At 71.7% G+C, this 18,939-nt stretch carries 16 protein-coding genes; 1 reads left to right on the plus strand and 15 read right to left on the minus strand.

The features are described 5' to 3' along the window. Positions 1-475 precede the first annotated feature (475 nt). Complete coding sequence (locus Q8O14_01800) at positions 476-640, plus strand: hypothetical protein (GenBank protein ID MDP2359476.1); 165 nt, start codon at positions 476-478, stop codon at positions 638-640. 16 nt (positions 641-656) lie between these two features. On the opposite strand, the gene Q8O14_01805 is transcribed toward Q8O14_01800, so the two are convergent. The 15 genes from Q8O14_01805 to Q8O14_01875 form a co-directional block, all read right to left on the minus strand. Further along, positions 657-1,874: a pyridoxal-phosphate dependent enzyme gene (locus tag Q8O14_01805; GenBank protein MDP2359477.1), complete on the minus strand. Its 1,218-nt coding sequence runs from the start codon at positions 1,872-1,874 to the stop codon at positions 657-659. 102 nt (positions 1,875-1,976) lie between these two features. After that, on the minus strand, positions 1,977-2,951 hold the full coding sequence (locus tag Q8O14_01810; protein MDP2359478.1) for an ornithine carbamoyltransferase: 975 nt from the start codon (positions 2,949-2,951) through the stop codon (positions 1,977-1,979). A gap of 7 nt (positions 2,952-2,958) precedes the next feature. Beyond that, on the minus strand, positions 2,959-4,170 hold the full coding sequence (locus tag Q8O14_01815; protein ID MDP2359479.1) for a YgeY family selenium metabolism-linked hydrolase: 1,212 nt from the start codon (positions 4,168-4,170) through the stop codon (positions 2,959-2,961). Positions 4,171-4,229: 59 nt separating this feature from the next. Beyond that, positions 4,230-4,547 carry a nucleotidyltransferase domain-containing protein gene (locus Q8O14_01820; GenBank protein ID MDP2359480.1) on the minus strand — a complete coding sequence of 106 codons (318 nt, stop codon included), beginning with the start codon at positions 4,545-4,547 and terminating at the stop codon, positions 4,230-4,232. Further along, positions 4,544-4,951, minus strand: a complete 408-nt coding sequence (locus tag Q8O14_01825; protein MDP2359481.1) for an HI0074 family nucleotidyltransferase substrate-binding subunit — start codon at positions 4,949-4,951, stop codon at positions 4,544-4,546. Before Q8O14_01825 ends, Q8O14_01820 begins: the two co-directional genes overlap by 4 nt. Positions 4,952-4,989: 38 nt before the next feature. After that, complete coding sequence (locus Q8O14_01830) at positions 4,990-6,441, minus strand: pyridoxal-phosphate dependent enzyme (protein MDP2359482.1); 1,452 nt, start codon at positions 6,439-6,441, stop codon at positions 4,990-4,992. 15 nt (positions 6,442-6,456) lie between these two features. After that, the gene (locus tag Q8O14_01835; GenBank protein MDP2359483.1) at positions 6,457-7,818 is read right to left on the minus strand and encodes an amidohydrolase family protein; all 1,362 of its coding nucleotides are present in this window, start codon (positions 7,816-7,818) and stop codon (positions 6,457-6,459) included. Continuing rightward, entirely contained in the window at positions 7,811-9,202 is a 1,392-nt protein-coding gene (allB, locus tag Q8O14_01840; protein ID MDP2359484.1) for an allantoinase AllB, read from the minus strand. The genes Q8O14_01835 and allB overlap by 8 nt, the downstream gene beginning before the upstream one ends. Continuing rightward, positions 9,199-11,067 carry a glutamate synthase gene (locus Q8O14_01845; GenBank protein ID MDP2359485.1) on the minus strand — a complete coding sequence of 623 codons (1,869 nt, stop codon included), beginning with the start codon at positions 11,065-11,067 and terminating at the stop codon, positions 9,199-9,201. The genes allB and Q8O14_01845 overlap by 4 nt, the downstream gene beginning before the upstream one ends. After that, a complete protein-coding gene (gene xdh, locus Q8O14_01850) occupies positions 11,064-13,676 on the minus strand; it encodes a selenium-dependent xanthine dehydrogenase (GenBank protein ID MDP2359486.1) in 2,613 nt (870 codons plus the stop codon). The genes Q8O14_01845 and xdh overlap by 4 nt, the downstream gene beginning before the upstream one ends. Next, positions 13,673-14,314, minus strand: a complete 642-nt coding sequence (locus Q8O14_01855; GenBank protein ID MDP2359487.1) for an NTP transferase domain-containing protein — start codon at positions 14,312-14,314, stop codon at positions 13,673-13,675. The genes xdh and Q8O14_01855 overlap by 4 nt, the downstream gene beginning before the upstream one ends. Further along, entirely contained in the window at positions 14,311-15,120 is an 810-nt protein-coding gene (locus Q8O14_01860) for an XdhC family protein (GenBank protein MDP2359488.1), read from the minus strand. The genes Q8O14_01855 and Q8O14_01860 overlap by 4 nt, the downstream gene beginning before the upstream one ends. Then, positions 15,120-15,983: a xanthine dehydrogenase family protein subunit M gene (locus Q8O14_01865; protein ID MDP2359489.1), complete on the minus strand. Its 864-nt coding sequence runs from the start codon at positions 15,981-15,983 to the stop codon at positions 15,120-15,122. The genes Q8O14_01860 and Q8O14_01865 overlap by 1 nt, the downstream gene beginning before the upstream one ends. Beyond that, positions 15,980-16,474, minus strand: coding sequence for a (2Fe-2S)-binding protein (locus Q8O14_01870; GenBank protein MDP2359490.1), 495 nt, complete (start codon positions 16,472-16,474; stop codon positions 15,980-15,982). The genes Q8O14_01865 and Q8O14_01870 overlap by 4 nt, the downstream gene beginning before the upstream one ends. Next, positions 16,467-18,716 carry a xanthine dehydrogenase family protein molybdopterin-binding subunit gene (locus Q8O14_01875; GenBank protein ID MDP2359491.1) on the minus strand — a complete coding sequence of 750 codons (2,250 nt, stop codon included), beginning with the start codon at positions 18,714-18,716 and terminating at the stop codon, positions 16,467-16,469. Before Q8O14_01875 ends, Q8O14_01870 begins: the two co-directional genes overlap by 8 nt. Between the last annotated feature and the right edge of the window lie 223 nt (positions 18,717-18,939).

Raw genomic sequence — 18,939 nt, forward strand, 5'->3', positions numbered from 1 at the left:
GGCCGTGCTGGTGGAAGGCACCCTGCCGGCGGGCACGCACCACCTGCCCTTCCAGGCCGGCCGCCTGGCCAGCGGCGTCTACCTGGTCACGCTGGAGGCGGCGGGGCGGGCGCAGACGAGGACGGTGACGCTGCTGAGGTAAGGCTTTGGTGTCAGGCATCATGCCTGGCACCTGGTCACGGGGGACGAGGAGGTCTTCGAGGACCTGCTCGCGTCCAGTGAATTCATCGAAAACGCCTCGGCCTATGACGTCCCGCGCCTGACAGCGGCAGTCAGGTCCGATCTGGAGATCTTCCGGGAGATAGCAGGCGAGACCGAGAGGGTGATCGCCGTCCGCGATCCCAAGCTGGCGGCACTGGTCGCTGAGCTGGAGTCCGTTGCGCGCAAGGCTGAGACCGAGGCAATGGAAGAGGAGGACGCGCGCCAGAAGTAGAGTCGCCCTGGTCGCGAAGAGAGGAAGCCCAAACTACGTCTCGTGTTCGAGAGCACCTCTTCGTCCAATGATGAGAAAGCGCAATGCTTGGTCGAAGTAGTGGAGCACATCGGTGTGGAGCCCTTCCAGCCACCGGATCCTTTGCCTCCCATCACCGAAGACGAGATTCATCTGATCACATGGATGGCGATCACGTCCGGCGAGTGATTCAGTTACTCCCTGCTCACAGCTCTTCCGGCAGGTCCTCCCCGCGCGGTCCGATGTGGCGGGCCGTGGGAAAGTACGCGGCGGCGGCGGCGGGATCCTTGAGGCCCTGGCCCGTGACGAGGAGGGCGACGCGCTCCCCGCGATCCACCAGACCCAGCTCCAGGGCGCGGATCAGGCCGGCCAGCGCGGCGGCGCCGGCGGGTTCGGCGAAGATGCCGGTGGCGGCCCCCAGCAGCGCCACCGCGGCGCGCACCTCGTCGTCGCTGACGCGGACGCAGCCGCCCTTCGTCCCACGCAGCGTCTGCAGGGCGTGGATGGCGTTGCGCGGTGCCTCCACATTCAGGCTGTCCGCCACGCTGTTCGCGCTCGGCACGCGGGCCGCCTCGGCCCTGCCCGCCTCCCAGCCGCGCGCCAAGGCGTCGGAGCCGCCGGCCTGGACGGCCAGCAGGCGCGGGGGACTCATGAGGAGCCCGGCCCGTGCCAGGTCGGCCAGTCCCTTGCCCAGCCCGCCCAGGATGACGCCGTCGCCCGCGCCGGTGAGCACGACGTCAAGGGCGTGGTCCGGCGCCTGGGTCATCAGTTCCAGCGCCGCCGTCTTCTTGCCCTCGATGGTGTAGGGGTTGAGCGCCGTGTTGCGGTTGTACCAGCCCCTGCTCCGGCAGGCCGCGGTGGACAGCTCGAAGGCGTCGTCGTAGCTGCCCTCCACCGCCAGCAGCATGGCCCCGCAGGCGCGGATGTGGAGCAGCTTGGCGGCCGGGGCCGAGGCCGGCACGAAGACCGCGGCGCGCAGGCCCATGGCCGCCGCGCAGGAGGCCAGCGCCGTGGCGGCGTTGCCCGTGGAGGCGGTGGCCACTGTCTTGAGCCCGTACTGGAGCGCTTTGGCGCAGACCAGCCACGAGGCGCGATCCTTGGTGGAGCCGCTGGGGTTGCGCGTGTCGTCCTTGACCCAGAGACGCGGCATGCCCAGGTGGCGGCGCAGGGCGGGCACGGGCAGCAGGGGCGTGGCCCCGACAGGATGGTGGGGCAGCGCCAGGCCGGTGGGCAGAGGGAGCCAGGCGGGGAGATCGAGCGGGCTTTCGGGCCATCGGCCCGGAAGCGACTCCGGCTCCACCAGCAGCACGCCGCGGATGTGTCCGCCGGGAAGCTGGCGCCCGGCGCAGGCGGGGCAGACGAGCAGGGCGGGGTCCTCCTCGTGGACCCCGCCGCACTCGACACAACACAGGCGATAGCTCATGCTCCCTCGTCCCCGGGTCAGCGGACTGGACCGGGGCATAATGGGTCAATGCGTCGTCCTCGAACCCCCATCCCGGCCTTCCCCCTTGCAGGGGGAAGGAGTCTACATCACGAGGGCCATCAGCGCCTTCTGCACGTGCAGACGGTTCTCCGCCTCGTCGTAGACCACCGACTGCGCCCCGTCGATCACCTCGTCGGTCACCTCGCGCCCGCGATCGGCGGGCAGCGGATGCATGTAGATCAGGTCCGACTGCCCCAGCTTCATCCGCTCCGCGTCGCAGCACCAGGTCGGATGCCGGGCGATCGCTTCCAGGCCCTTGGCCTTGTCCTGCGTGTGCATGAGCGGCCCCCACGACTTGGGGATGACGATGTCCGCCCCCTCGAAGGCATCCTCGAAGCGGTGGCTGATCTCGAAACGCGCCCCCCCTTCCGCCGCATTGCGGCGGGCCTGCTCCTCGATCTCCGGCATCAGGCGGAACTCCTCCGGGTAGGCCAGGGTCACGTCGATGCCGAAGCGTGGCATCATGAGGATGAGGCTCTGCGGCACGGAGAGCGGCCGCACGTAGTTGGGCGCGCTGGTCCAGGCCACGCCCAGCTTGAGCTTGCGTCCGTAGCCCTTGTGCTCGCGGATGGTCATGTAATCCGCCAGGATCTGGCAGGGGTGGTAGACGTCGCACTGCATGTTGATCACCGGCACGGTGGCATGCGCCGCCACCTCGCGCAGGTAGGGGTTCCCCTCGCGGAAGGCGCAGTGGCGGATGGCGATCGCCTCGCCGTAGCGCGACAACACGTTGGCCGTGTCCTTGGCGTTCTCGCCGTGGCTGATCTGCATCTTGTCCGGCGAGAGGAAGACGGCGTGCCCGCCCAGCTGCGTCATGCCCGTCTCGAAGGAGTTGCGCGTCCTCGTGCTGTTGTCGAAGAAGATCATGTAAAGGGTCTTGCCGTCCAGAACGCGGTTGCCCACGCCCATCTTGCGCCCCAGCTTGAGCTGACGCGCCAGCTCGATCAGCTCCTCGATCTCCGTCGTGCTCCAGTCCTGCGTCGTGACGAAGTCGCGGCCATGGTACTTGCTTTCCATCTCTCCCTCACATCAATTCTTGACTGTGCCCGGCCAGCAGGACGGCCATGCGGGCGTAGACGGCGGCGGCCCGCGCCAGGTCCTCCTCCGCCACCCACTCCCCGGTGGAGTGGGACAATTCCTCCCGCCCCGGGGCGAAACCCACGGTGGGGATGCCCAGCCGTCCCATCGTCGCCACGCCGTTGGTTGAAAAAGTCCAGCGTGAAACCAGGGGCGGCGCCCCCAGCACTTGCTCCGCCGCGCGGGCGCTGAGCCGCACGAGGGGATGGTCCTCGGCCAGCACCCAGGTGGGGAAGCTCTTGGGCTGCCGCACGGCGAGGCCCCGCCAGCTGACGGCCTCGTAGACCGGCAGCTCCACCACGGCGTCCCCCAGGCGGGGCAGGCGGCGGATCTGCTCGAGGGCCCCCTCCACCGTCTCTCCCGCCGTCAGGCGACGGTCGATCCAGATGCGCGCTTGGTCGGGCACGGCGCAGAGGCTGGGCGTCTTGCAGTCGATGTGCGACACCGTCACCGTGCCCTTGCCCAGGAAGGGGTCCGTCGCCAGGGTCGCGTTCAGCGCCTCGATGTCCTGGAGGATGGGCGCCATTTTGTAGATGGCGTTGACGCCGCGTTCACAGTGGGCGCCATGGGCCGAGACGCCCCGCGTCGTGACGCTGATCTCCATCCGGCCACGATGTCCGCGATGGATGGCCAGGTCGGTCGGCTCGCCCAGGATGACGGCATGGGGCCGCAGGCCCTCCCGCTCGATGAGGTGCTGCAGCGGCAGGCCGTCGCAGTCCTCCTCCATCACGCTGGCCACCAGGTATGCTGTCAGGCCGGGCGGCCAGCCTGACTCCTTGAGCGCGGCCATGCCGTAGGCCATGCAGGCGATGGCGGGCAGCTCGTCCACCGCCCCCCGTCCCCACACCCTGCCGCCCTCGCGCTTGCCCAGGAAGGGGTCGTGCTCCCAGCTGGCGGGATCGCCCACCCCCACGCAGTCGACGTGGCCGTCGAAAAGCAGGGTGAGCGGCCCGCTCCCCATGCGCGCCACCACGCTGCCCAGACCGTCGAACCGGACCTCGTCGAAGCCCAGCGCCTCGTACTCGGCCTTGACGCGCCGGCAGCGTTCCTCCTCGCGGCAGCTCTCGGCGGGAATGGCGATCATCTCCCGCAGGAAGCGGACCATCGCCTCGTGACGTATTCCAACCAGCCGCTCCAGTTCCGGTCCCATCATGCTCATCGCCGCATGCTCCTTTCAACCGCGGATCGACGCCCGGCTGTCACAGGTGCAGGATGCGCTCACGGCAGCCTTCCTTCGTGAATCACAATGCCCTCTTCCTTGATCAAGCCGCGGAAATGATCGCTGGTCCTGGCCCAATCCAACAAGTCGACGCGGAAGGACAAGTCCGATTCAGCAAAAGCCTCGCGCAGATCGGCGAGCACGGCGAGTGGCAGGGGATGGTCACCCATCAAGGCCAGATCCAGATCGGACATGCGACGCGCATCTCCCCGGGCGCGGGAGCCGAAGACACGCACCTCGCGATCTGGCGCATGCTGCCGAAGCACGGCCAGCACAATGCCCAGCTGCGATTCGGTCAACTGAAGCGAGGGACTCATCGACCGGATCCAGCCTGCATGGACCTGAGCAGGTGGAGCGCCTCTTCATGGAACGCGGGAATCTCCTGCACCACCTCCATGGCCACGTCCTCATCATAGGTGTGGCTCGATTTGCTCCGCAACTCTCTCCAGCGCTTCCAGGAAGCCCAACCACCCAGCAGCAGATCTTGTTCGTCGGCCATGCGGATCAGGGTGGCGAAATCCGCGGTCCGCACGTCCTCCGCGCTGGCCGAGCGGGAGGCAAGGAAGCGTCGCAGTCTATTGTGTGACAGCTCATAGGTGAACTCGAAGCGCTGCACAAGGCCATCCCGGATCTGGTCATCGTCGGGAGAGGCGGCGACGCGGTCGATTCCTGCCCTCAGCTTCTCAACTGCCCGCTCGAGAGCACTTAGATCAACCTTCATGCCAAGTCCCTCCATCATCAGCCCCGGAAGCAATCGTCCTACTGCCGGATCGACGCCCCGCTGTCCAGATTGAAGCGGAGGATCTCCTCGTCCCAGGCGGGCAGCTCCTCCTTTAGGGCCGCCCAGAAGCCGGGATCCCACAGCAGATTGAGCTCCTCCACCGAGCGCCCCTGCTGCTCCACCCAGGTGAAGTACTTGAGGTTGTGCAGGGCCTTGCGCTCGGGATAGGTCAGCTCGCGGAAGGCGTCGGCGCGCTGGCCAAGCAGGCGCCGCTCGTGGTCGGCGCGGGCGTCGGCGGCGCGGTAGGGTCCGTGCGCCGTCTCCAGCTCCGCCAAGCGGGTGCGGTAGAGTTCCACCGAGTCGGTGAAGGAGGTGAAGAGGGTGTGCGACTCGTCCAGTTCGAACCAGCGGGCCGTCTTGATGCAGGCAAGCAGGTTGCAGATGCTGGAGATGCCCAGCCAGGGCAGGCGGGCCAGCACCACGTCGCGCACGCCCATGGAGCTGAGATGTTCGCCGCCGGCTGGCTCGTTGAAGAGGCGCAGCAGGCGCATCGTGTCCTCGTCGTCGATGGCGCAGACGGCGTCCGTGGTGCGGGCGTTGTGGATCCAGGGGATGTGCTTGTCGCCGATCCCCTCGATGCGGTGTCCGCCGAAGCCGTTCTGCAGAAGGGTGGGGCACTGCAGGGCCTCCGCCGCGACGATGCGCCCGCCGGGCAGCTCGTCCTTGAGGCGGTCCCCCGCGGCCAGCGTGCCGCCCGAACCGGTGGCGCCCACCCAGTGCGCCTGGCCCTCCTCCAAGCCGTGCCGGCGGGCGATCTCCAGCGCGGCCGATCCCGTCACCGCGTAGTGCCACAGGTAGTTGCCGAACTCCTCGAACTGGTTGAAGATGACGGCGTCGCCCCGCTCGGCGCGGATCCGCCAGCAGGCGTCGAAAATCTCCTTGACGTTGCTCTCGCAGCCGGGCGTGGCCATGATCTCGGCGCCGATCTCCTCCAGCCAGCGGAAGCGCTCGCGGCTCATCTCCTCGGGCAGGATGGCCAGGGGCCGGCAACCGAGCAGGACGCTGTCGAAGGCGCCGCCACGGCAGTAGTTGCCCGTGCTGGGCCAGACGGCGAGCTGGGTGGTGGGGTCGAAATCGCCGCGCACGAGACGGGGCACCAGGCAACCGAAGGCCGCCCCCACCTTGTGCGCCCCGGTGGGAAAGAAGTGCCCGGCCAGCCCGACGATGCGCGCCTTGACGCCGCTGATCTCGGGCGGGATCTCCAGGGCGTTGACGGACCCGAAACCGCCGTTCGGATCGTTCTTCCAGGTGATGCGGAAGAGGTTGAGGGGGTCCACCGCCTGCATGTCCACCTTGGCCAGGGCGGCGCGGACCTCCGCTGGAATCAGCTCCGGCCGCTGTTGCTGGGCCAGGGTCGGAATGACGATGCCCCGCTCCCGGCAGCGCGCCAGCGCCCGCTCCCTCACCATGGCACGATGGTCCTTGTTCACAAGGCCTCCCGTTCTTCAGTCGCCGCCAAGATAAGGTGTGCCCGCGGCCAGCCCGGCGAAGCGCCGCCAGAGCGCGCGACGCACCGGCTCCGCTTCCCGCGCCGTCCGCTCCGCGTCCTGGCGGACCGCGATGAAGTCCCGCACGAGGAAGGATCCCTGCGCCACCGTGTGGCGCACACGGAAGGGGGTCAGGCCGAAGACGATGTGCGCCGTCAGGTTCTCCGCCTTTGGCGTCGCCCCCGTCGCGTCATCCACCACGATCAGGTCGGCCGGCGCGCCTGCCTCCAGCCTGCCATAACCGGGCTGACCGAAGAGGGAGGCCAGGTGTGCGCGCGCGCCGTCCAGCAGGCCGGCCGTCTCCCGCCAGCCGGCCCCCGGGTCGCCCGAGCCCTGGCGGTGCAAGAGGAATGCGCAGCGCAGCGCCTGGAGCAGGCAGGGACTCATCCCGTCCGTGCCCAGGCCCAGTCTGGCGCCGGCCCGGCGCGCCGCCGCCAGGTCCAGGCGTCCCACCTGGTTGTTGGCGTTGGACTCCGGGTTGTGGACGAGCAGAGCGCCGCGCGCGCCCAGCCGTGCGAAGTCGGTCTCCCCCAGGTGGACGCCGTGGACGATCCAGGAGGCGGGTCCCAGCAGGCCATGACGCTCCAGGCGCGAGAGCGGCTCCTCCCCGTGGCGCTGGCGGCACTCCTCCCCATCCAGGCGGTCCTCCGCCACATGGACGTGCACGTCGCCGCTCTCACACAGGTCCGCGGCCCGGGCCAGCGTGCGATCGGAGAGGGTGAAGGCGGCATGGAGTCCCAGCAGGCCGCGGAAGCGCGGATGATGGCGCGTCTCCTCGCGGAAGCGTCGGCTCTCCTCAAGGCCCGCCGCCGCCCCGGCCGCGCCGTTGCGGTCGCTCGCCTCGTAGCAGAGGACGGCGGAGAGGCCGGCCCGCTCCAGCTCATCGGCCACCATGTCCAGCACGCCCGTGATGAGGGAGGGCGAGGCATGGTGGTCGACCACCGTCGTGCAACCGGCCAGCGCGCAGCGCAGGGCGCCCAGCCGCACGCTGTGGCGCACGCTGGCCTCGTCGTGGGCGCGATCCAGCCGCCACCAGAGGCGGTCCAGCCGCTGCCCGAATCCGTCGATGGGCAAGCCGGGATCCAGGCCCGTCGCCAGGGCGGAGTAGAGGTGGTGATGGGCGTTGATCAGCCCCGGCGCGATCCAGCCGCCGTGGGCCTCGTGTGACACGGCGTCGGGGTGGGCCGCCTCCACCTCTTCCCGCGGACCGGCCGCCACGATCCGACCGCCGCGCCAGGCCACGGCGCCGTCGGGCAGTGTCAAGGCGGCCGACCAGTCGGCCAGCAGCGCGCCGCCACGCAGCAGATGGGTCTCAGCCATCGCGCCCTCCCCGCCGGATGAGGCGACCCCAGCCAGGGGGGGCCGGGAAACTGTCCGTGGCGTGGTCGTAGACCAGGCGGCCGCGCACCCAGGTCTGCCGCACGCGGGCGGTCAGGGGCCACCCCTCGAAGGGCGTGTAGCGGTTGCGATTGTGCAGCCGGACGGATTCAACCTGCCAGGGCCAGTCGTCGTCCAGCACCACGAAGTCCGCGTCATGCCGAGGCGCCAGCGCCCCCTTGCGGTCGGCCACGCCGAAAAAGCGCGCGGGGCCACCGCTCAGCAACTCCACCAGCCGCTCGAGGGTGATGCGCCCTTGTTGCACCCCCACGCTGTAGAGCCAGGGCAGCATCAGCTCGGTGCCGGGAATGCCGCCGTAATCGGTCCGGAAGGAGCCCGTCTGTTTCTCCTGCGGCCACAGGCCGGCGGCGTGGTCGGTGGTCACGAAGGAGATCTCCCCCGTCTCCAGCCCCCACCACAGCCGTCGCCGGTCCTCCTCCTTCTTCACCGGGGGCGCCGTCTTGAGCACGCTGCCCATGATGGGGAAATGGTGGGTGGCGAAGGCGAGGTAGTGCGGACAGGTCTCGGCCGTCACCGGCACCCCTTCGCGCGCGGCCTCCCCCAGGCGGTCCAGGGCGTCGCCCGAACCCAGGTGGACGACATGGAGGTGGGCGCCGGTGCGCCGCGCCGCCGCGATGACCTGCTCCACAGCGCGGATCTCCGCCTCCGCGGGACGGGACAGCAGGTAGGCCCGCCAATCATCGGCGCCGTCCCGTCGCAGCTTCGCCTCACGCTCCGCGATGATTCCGTGGTCCTCGGCATGCACACCCAGGGGCAGGCCCAGCTCCCGGCAGGCCTCCGCCGCCGTCTCCATCTGGGCGGGCGTGAGAGCGGGAAAAGCGGCCATGCCGGAATGCAGGTAGCACTTGATGGCGGCCGCCCCGGCGCCGGCCAACTCGCGCAGGTAGCGCTTCCACGCGTTGTCATGGGCCATCAGGTCGGCGCAGATGCCGCCCCAGAAGAGGAAGTCCACGTGGGCCTTGGGCGCCACCACGGCCAGTTTCGCCTCCAGAGCCGCGCCGTTGATGACCGGCGGGATGGAGGTGCAGGGCATGTCCGCCACACAGGTGACGCCTCCCGCCGCCGCCGCCCTCGTGCCGGTGGCGAAGTCCTCGCGCCAGGTGTAACCGGGATCGTCGAAATGCACGTGGCCATCGATCACGCCCGGCAGGACGAGGGCGCCGCCCAGGTCGAGGGCCGGCCGCGCATCCCGTCGCCGACCGGCGGCGCTGAACCAGGCGAAGCGTCCGTCCTCCACCAGGAAGTCCGTGGGCCTGGTCTGGTTGACCCCCGCCGGGATGCGGGCATTGATGAAAAGCTGGGTCATGGCCGGCCCTCCCCCGCCTCGCGCAGCAAGCCCGCGGGATTCGATCCGTCCCGCGCCAGTCCCCGCCAGACGAGGAGGGCCCTCGCCAGCAGAGGCCGCAGGGCCGCCGGCAAAGCCCCGCCGCCCTCCGACGCGGGATGGCTCCCGCCGCCCGCCTCCAGCCGCCACTGGATCCCGTCATCAGTTGCGGCCAGACGCACCCACCCGCCGTCCACCCGCCCCACCAGGGCGCCGGCCTCCCAGCACCAGCCCTCCAGCTCCGGGGAGGCGGCCTCCAGGCTGGCGCGGTCCTGATGCCAGCGCTCCTTCACACGCCAGGGGGCCCCTTCCTCCGGACACCAGGTCTCGCAGTTTGAGCAGGCGTTGCAGGCATCGGCCAGCACGCCGATCTGTCTCCGCTCGCGCAGGCCGCCGCCCGGCGGCGTCTCCCAGGAGAAGAGGGCCAGATTGGGGCAGGCCGGCAGGCAGAGGTCGCAGCTGAGGCAGTCCAGCCGCTCCAGCGCGCTCCCCACCTTGCACGGCGGCTTCATCACCTGGGAGGCCTGGTGGCGGGGATGCTCGGCGGCTCGCGCCGCCGCGTCCCGCATGCGGCGGACGCGCTCCCGCCAGACGGCCGCCTCGTCACCGCTCTCGCCCTGCCAGGCGGCGAGACTGGAGCAGCCGGCCGCGACCAGCCGCTCCTCGACCGCCGCCAGCACGCGGGCCAGCCGTCCCTGCCCGCCCCGGCGCAGCAGATCCGTGCAGAGGGTGAGCGGCGCGAAGCCGCAGGCCAGCGTGTCCGCCGCGTTCAAGCGGTCCACGCCCGCCGAGAAGGAAAGGGGCAGGGGATGGTCGAGGGCGGCCGCCACCCGCGCCGCCGCCGCCAGGGCAAGGGGGTGGAGGGGCGTGCCCGAGAGGTACATGCGGGGTCCCGCCTCCGGGGGGAAAATCCGGGCGTCCCGCGCCACGACGAGGGTGTTGGTGAACTTGGCGCCCAGGTGGCGGCCCAGCTCCCCGGCCCGCCGGCGCAAGCGCCCGAGCAGGCGCACGGCGCCGTCCAGATCCAGGTCCTCGGCGATGGCGGAAGGGTCCAGTTCCAGGTGATGGTAGCCCAGCCGCTCATGAAGGAGGTGCCGCAGCTCCGCCAGGCCGAGCAGGGTGGGATTGAGCTTGACGATCACCGACCAGCCCTGTTCCAGCAAGTGGCCGGCGATGGCCTCGATCTCCCCCGGCGGACAGCCATGGAAGGTGGAGAGCGTGACACAATCGGCGATGGGGCCGGCCGGTGGATCCCCGGCCCAGGCGCGCAGCTCGGCGGGCAGCCCCCGCTCCAGATCCCGCCACCCCTCCGCGGGGCGGCGCAGCGCCTCCAGCGCAGCGCTCAGCGCAGGGCTGCGGACACCATCCAGCGAATAGCCCACGCTGAGGTCGAGCACGGTGTCCAGGTCGGACCCCTCCGGCAGCGCGCCGCCCGCCCGTCCGCGCCGGAGGATCTCCAGCAGCCAGGCCGCCTTCTGGTACTCGCGGACACTCACGGGCAACGACAGTTCCTGGCTCCATTCCACGTTGAGGCCGTAATGGGGAACGTGGATGCAGGGCCGGGGAATGTTCAGGCGGTCCAGCACCTGGATCGTCTTCAGCTCGAAGACGCGGGCGCCGGCCAGCCAGCCCTGGACCATGTTCTGGGCAAGCTGGGTGTGGGGGCCCGCCGCCGGCCCGCAGGGATTGGCCGCCCGCCGGCCGGCATGGTGGAAGGAGAGGTCGAGGCCGGGCCGCGGGCGGTGCCAGTCCCGGCGCGGCAGTTCGAAGACGGCGACGCCGGACTCCAGCTCATGACGCAGGCGGTGCAGCAGCGCCGCGAAGGGAAAGGGGCGCAGACCGTTCACGAGCGGCTCCGTCCACCGACGGGATCAGGACGCAGGCAGCGGGCCTTGTCCTCCCGCATGGGCAGGCGGGTGCGGGGGCGGCCGTCCCAGGCACGCAGCGCCGAGGCGACGGCGGCGGCGGTGGGCACAAGCCCGACCTCGCCCACGCCCTTCACGCCATAGCCGCCGATCTCGTCGGGCTCCTCGATCAGGATCACATCCAGCTCGGGCGTCTCCGCGGCGCGCAGCACGCCGCAATCCTTGAGGCGCAGGCTGTGGGGGCGGCCGCCCGTGCAGGGGAAGTCCTCGCTCAGGGCGTAGCCCAACCCCATGTGCAGGCTGCCCTCGATCTGGCCGCGGCAGCTGGCCGGGTTGATCGCCCGCCCCACGTCGTGGGCGGCCGTGATCCGGCGGATGCGCCCGTCCGGCTCCAGCTCGACCACCTGGGCGGCGTAGGAGAAGGTCATGTGGGTGACCGGCTCGGGCACGTCCGCCCCCGGCGCCGTGGTGATGTCGCAGAGGAATTCGCCCAGGAACTCGCGGCCGGCCAACTCCTCCAGCGGCCTCTCGCGCAAGGCGAGGGCCAGCTCCCGGCCCGCCCGCCCCGCCGCCGCGCCGGCCAGCGCGGTGGCGCGGGAGGCGGTGGTCATGCCGCAGAGCAGGGCCAGCTCGCTCAGCGTCGCCACCTCCATGCGCTCAACGGGAATCCCGGTCTCCTCGTGAACGATCTGGCGCAGGATGGTGAACAAACCCTGGCCCATCTCGGTGAAGCCGGTGTGCAGCTGCAGGCGGCCGCCGGGCAGGACGCGCAGGCGCACGCGGCCCGTGTCCACCAGGCCGTTGCCGATGCCCGTGTTCTTGATGCCCAGGGCCAGTCCGGCGCAGGCGGCGCCCTGGAAGACGGGGCGCACCGCCTCCAGGCAGCGGGCCAGCCCCTTCACGCTGCCGGTCATGAGCTGGCCCGTGGCGAAGCGGTCGCCGGGGTGGAGGATGTTGCGGCGGCGCATCTCCCAGCGGTCGATCCCCAGCCGCGCCGCCAGCTCGTCCAGCACGCCCTCGATGGCGAAGGCCGCCTGGTTGGCGCCAAAGCCCCGCATGGCGCCGCAGGGCGGGTTGTTGGTGTAGACGGCCCGGGCCTCCACGTCCACGGCGGGCACGCGGTAGGGGCCGCAGCTGTGGCCGGCGGCCCGCTCCAGCACCTTGCCCCCCACCGAGGCGTAGGCGCCCGTGTCGCCCACGATGCGGACGCGCGCCGCCCGCAAGCGCCCGTCGCGGTCGGCGCCCACCTCGTAGCGAAGACGTAGCGGGTGACGCTTGGGATGGAGGCGCAGCGACTCTTCGCGGCTCAGCACCAGCTTGACTGGTCTCCGCAGCAGCCAGGCGGCCAGGGCGGCATGGCCCTGGACGGAGAGATCCTCCTTGCCGCCGAACGCGCCGCCGTTGGGCACCAGCTCGACCATCACCTGGGCGAGGGGAAGGCCGAGCAGGGCGGCGATCTGGCGCTGGTCGTCGTGGACGCCCTGGCCGGGGCTGAAGACGCGCAGGCCCTCGCCCTCCGGCTCGGCCAGGCAGCCCTCCGGCTCGAGGAAGGCGTGCTCGATGCGCTGGGTCTCGAAGTCCAGGCGCACCACGACGGCCGATCCGGCCAGCCCCCCCGCCACGTCGCCGCGGGCGAAAGCGCAGGTCTCAAGCAGGTTGCCGCCGGGATGAAGGGCCGGCGCCTCCGGCGCCAGGGCCTCCTCCGGATCCGTCAGCGGGGTCAGTTCCTCCCACTCGCACTGCACCAGGCCCGCCGCCCGGCGCGCCGCCTGGCGGCTCTCCGCCACCACGACCGCCACCACGTCCCCAACGCAGCGGCTGCACTCACCCTGGGCCACCAGCAGCGGCCAGTCGGCCACGATGAGGCCGGTGTGACGGCTTCCCGGGATGTCCCGCCAGGTGAGGACGCGCCGCACGCCGGGGGCGGCGGCCGCCGCCGCGCAGTCCAGCCGGCGCAGGAGGGCGCGGGGATGGGCGGCGAAGGCGAGGGCGGCGTGGAGCAGGCCCGGCCGTTCCAGGTCCGCCACGAAGGGACGCTCGCCCAGCGTCAGGGCCGCGCCCTGATAGCGTGGCTGGTCGCCGCCGATGCCCTGGGCGGGATCCCCGCAGCAGGAAGCCTCCCCCTCCCGCCGCAACCCGGCCAGGCGGGAGGCCGCCCGTTCGATGCTCTTGTAGCCCGTGCAGCGGCACAGGTGGCCGGCCAGGGCGCGCCGCACCTCGGGCAAGGACGGGTCCGGATTGCGCTCGAGCAGCGCGTGGAGGCGAAGGGCGATGCCCGGCGTGCAGAAGCCGCACTGGACGGCGTGCTCCTCGGTGAAGGCCCGCGCCAGCAGCCGCCTCTCACGCACGGGCAGGCCCTCCAGGGTGCGCGCGTGGCGCCCCGCCACTTGCTCCGGAGACTTGAGGCAGGCCAGGACGGGGCGGTCGTCGAGCAGGATCATGCAGCAGCCGCAGACACCTTGCGGCGCGCAACCGTCCTTGAGGGAGCGCAGGCCCAGGCCCTCGCGCAGCAGGTCGAGCAGCGTCTGCCCTTCCTCGGGCACCGCCTCCACCGGCCGCCCGTTCAAGGTGAAGGAAATGGGGCCACTCATGCACTGCCCTCCTCGGCCGCATTGGCGCGTGTCCAGGCGACCCACTCCTCCGGCGTGTTGAGGTTGATGCGGCAGCAGGGGTCCTCCGCCGCTCCCCGCGCCAAGCTGCCGTCAAAGTCCAGCTCGCGCAGCAGCAGGTCCAGCCGCTGCCCCTCCCCCGGCGCGTCGGCCAGGCGCTGCAGCACGTAGCGCCCCAGCCAGACCGGGTGGCCGCCCCCCTCCGGCACCGCCGCCTCGCAGCCCCGCGTCGTGGCCGCCGCGGCCAGATCCCGCCACAGCTCCGGCCCGGGCGCCGGCACGTCCACCGGCAGCCAGAAGGCGCCGCCCGCCCCCTCCAGCACGGCCCACTGCGCCGCCAGGCGCAGGCTGCTGGACATGGGCGCCGCCGTGTCGGGCTGCACCAGCGTCTTGAGTCGCAGGCCCAGGGCGCCCGCCTCGCCCAGCCACTCCAGGTCGCGTGACTCGTCCAGCGCCTCGGGCAGCACGACCAGCACGCGCCAACCGCCGCTGGCGGCGAAGCGCCGCAACTGCCAGAGAATCCAGGGCGCGCCGCGGTAGGGCAACAGGTGCTTGGGCCGCCCCATCCGGCGCGAGCGGCCGCCCGCCCCCAGCAGGAGCGGAATGTCGGCCGTGCTCACGACGCCTCCCCGGCGGCCGCGTCGGTGGAGGGCCAGGTCCCGGTGCGTGCGAGCAAGGCCTCCGCCACCAGCAGGTGCTGGGCCATGGCGATGGCCACCTCCCGCGGCGCTTTGCCGGCCCGGGAGTCGCCCACGGGGCAGCAGACCCGTTCCAGCGCATCGGCCGGCAGGCCTTCCCGCAGCAGGGTGGCGCGGAAGGAACTCCACTTGTGGCGGCTGCCGATCAAGCCCAACCAGGCGATGGGCATCGTGAGCAAGTCCCGCAGCAGGGCCAGATCCAGCTCGTGCGAGTGGGTGAGGATGAGCACAAGATCACGTCGCGGGTCGGGCTGCAGTTGGCGCACATAGGCCAGGGGATCCTGCTCGTGGCGGTGGACGGTGGCGGGCAGGCCCTCGCGCTGGATCCACTCCGGCCGGGCATCGACCAACTCGAGGCGCAGGCGCGTACCCGCCAGGACAAACGCCAGTTCGCGGGCCACGTGGCCGGCGCCCAGCACGTGGAGGCGCGGCCCGGCGAAGAGGGGTTCCAGCAGCAGCTCGACCATGCCGCCGCAGCATTGGCCCTGGGCGGCCAGGGGCAAGCGCAGGGATTCCAGCGTCCCGCCCATCACGGCCTGCGCCCGCTCCAGCACGGCGGCCTCCAGGGCGCCGCCCCCCACCGTGCCCCACTGGCGGCCATCGGCGGCGAGGATCAGCTTGGCGCCCACCGGGGCCGGGGTGGAGCCGCCACCGCCCGTCAGGGTCGCCAGCACGCAGGGAGTCCCGGCCCGGGCCAGCTCGGCCAGCGCTTCCGTCCAGTTCCACATCAGCCCGTCTCCCCGGCCCGCCGCAGGAAAGCGAGCAGCAGATTGCCCGCCACCCGGCGGCGATAGGCCGCCGTGGAGCGGATGTCGTCGATGGGGCGGATCTCGTCCTGCAGGCGGGCCACCGCCTCATCCTGCCAGCCCGTCTCGCCGGCGTGGAAGGCCAGGTAGTTCTCCGTCTCGCGGCAGCGCAGGGGGATGGGCGCCACGCTGCCCAGCCCGATGCGGCAGTGGAGACGACCCTCCCGCCAGGCGCCGGCCGCCGCCAGCACCACCTTGGAGATGGCCTGGGCGCGGCGCGCGCCCACCTTGCGGAACCAGGCCACCGGCGCCCCCGGCCGCGGCAGGTGGATGGAATGGATCACCTCTCCCGGCGCCAGGGCCGTGCGCCGGTAATCAAGGAAGAAGTCCTCCACCGCCAGGCGGCGGCGTCCCCGGCGCGAGGCCAGCTCCAGCTCCGCCCCGTGGGCGATGAGGGCCGGCACGCTGTCCGCCGCCGGCGAGGCGTTGCCCAGGTTGCCGCCCAGGCTGCCCCGCTCCTGGATGGCCCGCGCCCCGATGTTCCGCGCCGCTTCCGCCAGCAGGGGGAACTCGGCGCGGATCCGCCCGTGGTCGCGGATCTCGGCGAAGGGCGTGGCGGCGCCGATGACAACGGACTCCGGCTCCACCGCGATGCCGCACAGTCCGGGCAGGCCCCACAGATCCAGCAAGCGGCGTGGCCCCAATAGCCCGGCCTCATGCAGCACCATCACGTCGGTGCCGCCACAGAGGAGCGTCCACCCCGCCGCCTCGTCCGCCAGCAGATCCAGCGCCTGGGCCAGCGAGAACGGTCGGCGGATCTCCAGATCGACGGCCGCGCCCCTCATGCCGGGCCTCCCCCGTCCTCCCCGCGCAGCAAAGCCGCCGCCGCCCGCACGCCGGCCACGATCTTGACGTAGCCCGTGCAGCGGCAGAGGTTGCCCGCGAGGGCCTCGCGGATCTCTTCCAGCGAAGGGTCGGCCCGCCGTTTCAGCAAGGCGCCGGCGGCCAGCACCATGCCCGGCGTGCAGATGCCGCACTGGGCGCCCGCCTGCTCCAGGAAGCCGCGTTGCAGGGCGGCCAGCTCGCGGTCGGCGGCGGCGCCCTCGATGGTGAGGAGCACGGCGCCCTCCGCCTGGGCGGCCGGCACAAGGCAGCTGTTGACAAGCCGTCCGTTCATCAGCACGGCGCAGGCCCCGCACTCCCCTTCGCCGCACCCCTCCTTGACGCCGGTGCGGCCCAGCCCGCGCAGGAGATCGAGCAGGCGCGTCCCTGGCAGGCAGTCAACCTTGCAGGGATCTCCATTGAGGGTGAAGGCGAGACGAATGGGCTCAGGCACGGGGCGTCTCCCCCCCGGCCTCGAGGCTGGGCAGAATCTCTTCGGGCAGGACAGGCAGGCGGGTGAAGCGGCCGCCCGTCGCCTGGTCGAGGGCGGCCAGCACGGCGGGCGCCGTGCCGTCCAGGGGCAGCTCGCCCAGGCCCTTGGCGCCCTGCGGTCCGTAGCCGCCCGGCGTCTCGCGGAAGCGGACGCGGATGGCGGGCAGATCCAGGGCGGTGGGGATGATGTAGGTGCTGAGGCGGTTGTTGGCCATGCGCCCCTCGCGCCAGACCACCTCCTCGAACAGGGCGTAGCCGATGCCCTGGGCCACGCCGCCCTCCACCTGTCCCTCGGCCAGGGCCGGGTTGACCACGCGGCCGATGTCCTGCACCGCGGTGAAGTCCTCCACCTGGGCCTCTCCCGTCAGCGGATCCACCGCCACCTGGGCCACGTAGGCCGCCCAGGCGAAGGTCGGATAGGCGTCGCCCACATAGCGCTCCTCGTCCCAGACCACCCAGTCCGGATGGGAGTAGCTCTCCGTCCAGCGCTCCGGGCCCAGGCGGGCGCCCCGCTTCCGCAAAGCCTCCGCCACGGCGTCGGTCCCGGCCTCCGCCGCCAGGCCGTCCGCCTCCAGGGCGGCGCGCAGGGCGCGCGCGGCGCCCTGGAGCAGATGACCCACCACCATCGTCGTGCGGCTGGCCACGGTGGGACCGCTGTCGGGCACGCGGGCCGTGTCGGGCGCCTCCACCTCGATCGAGGCCTCGTCCGCGCCCAGGCTTTCGCCCACAATCTGGCGGAAGACGGTGATCGCCCCCTGTCCGATCTCCGTGGAGGCCGCCAGCACGCGCACCACGCCATCGCGGCCCAGTTCGAAGGCGGCCCGGGAGGCCAGGCGCTTTTCCCCGCTGCCCGTGAATCCCGCCCCATGCATGAAGAGCGAGAGGCCCACGCCCCGCCGCGGATCCTCCGGCCCAGCCCGGCGGTTGGCCGCCGCGCAGGCGGTCCGGCGCCGATGGTAGTCGGATTCGCCCAGGGCCAGGTCGAGCAGGCCCTCCAGCCCGATCTCCTCCCGCATCACCTGGCCCGTGGCCGTGGTGTCGCCCTTCCGCAACAGGTTGCGACGGCGCAACTCGGCGGGGTCGAGCCCCAGGCGGGCGGCGGCCAGATCCATCAGCCGTTCGATGGCGAAGCAGCTCTGGGGCGCGCCGAAACCGCGGAATGCCCCGTGCGGCGGCGTGTTGGTGGCCCAGGCGCGGGCCAGGATGCGCACATGGTCGCAGCGGTAGGGACCGGCGGCATGCAGGGCCCCGCGCGAGAGCACCACGGGGCTGAGGGTCGTGTAGGCGCCGGCATCCAGGTTGAAGTCGATGGCAAGGGCCAGCAGGCGGCCGGCGGAGGAGAAGGCGGCGCGGCTGCGCGTGAGGGAGGGGTGGCGCTTGGTGGTGGCCGCCATGTCCTCGGCGCGGTCGTAGACCATCTTGACGGGGCGCCCCGCCTTGCGGGCCAGCAGGGCGGCATGGGCGGCCAGGAGGGTGGGGTACTCCTCCTTGCCGCCGAATCCGCCGCCGGTGACGGCCTGGATGACGCGCACCTGCTCCGGCGGCAGCCCGAAGACGGCGCACAACCCGTGCTGCACGTAGTAGGGGCACTGCAGGGAGCCGACGACCGTCACCGACCCGCCATCCGCCCAGGCGATCATGCCCTGGGGCTCGATGTAGAGCTGCTCCTGGGCGCCGGTTTCCGCCTCGTCCTCGAGCAGCAGGTCGGCCTGTTCCCAGATCCCGGCGGGATCCCCTTTGGCGATGCGGATCTCCTTGAGGACTGGTCCGCGGACATGGATGCGTGGACCGTCCGCGGCCGCGGCCAGGGCCGCCCGCAGATCCAGCAGCGCGGGCAGGGGCTCCAGCTCGACCGTGACGGCGCGGCGGGCACGCTCCAGGCGGGCCGGATCCTCATGGGCGAGAAGGAGGAGGGGCTCCTCGGCATGGTTGACCGCGTCCTCGGCCAGGGCCGGCTGGTCCTCGTCCAGCACGGGAATGCAGTTGCGGCCGGGGATGTCGGCGGGACCGGCCACCGTGAAGCCGGACCAGTCGTAGGCGGGGTCAAGCCGAATGGACTTCAGGCGGGCACGGGGCAGGTGGCTGCGGATGGTGATGCCGTGCAGCAGGCCGTCAGGGCGCAGATCGTCCACATAGCGGGCCTCGCCGGTCAGTTTGGCAGGGGCGTCGGGCCGGGGGCTGGAGTCTCCGATGCGCAGCGGCATGCTCGTCCTGTCCTCCACGGAGTCCGCCACGGCAGACGCGGCGGGAGGATCAATCAGTCGCATTCCCGTTAATTGCGCAACCATCGCTGAACGCTTGATCAGCCACTTTATGACTCCCGGGCTGTCAGTGTCCACCGGGCAAGACGTGCTTTCCGGCCTAGTGGTCAAATCTGTCCATGCGAAAGGACAAAGGCGGTGGGGGTGTGGATAAGGTGCCAGGTCG

This window comes from bacterium (assembly GCA_030685015.1).
In the GTDB taxonomy this organism is placed as follows: Bacteria; CAIWAD01; CAIWAD01; order CAIWAD01; family CAIWAD01; genus CAIWAD01.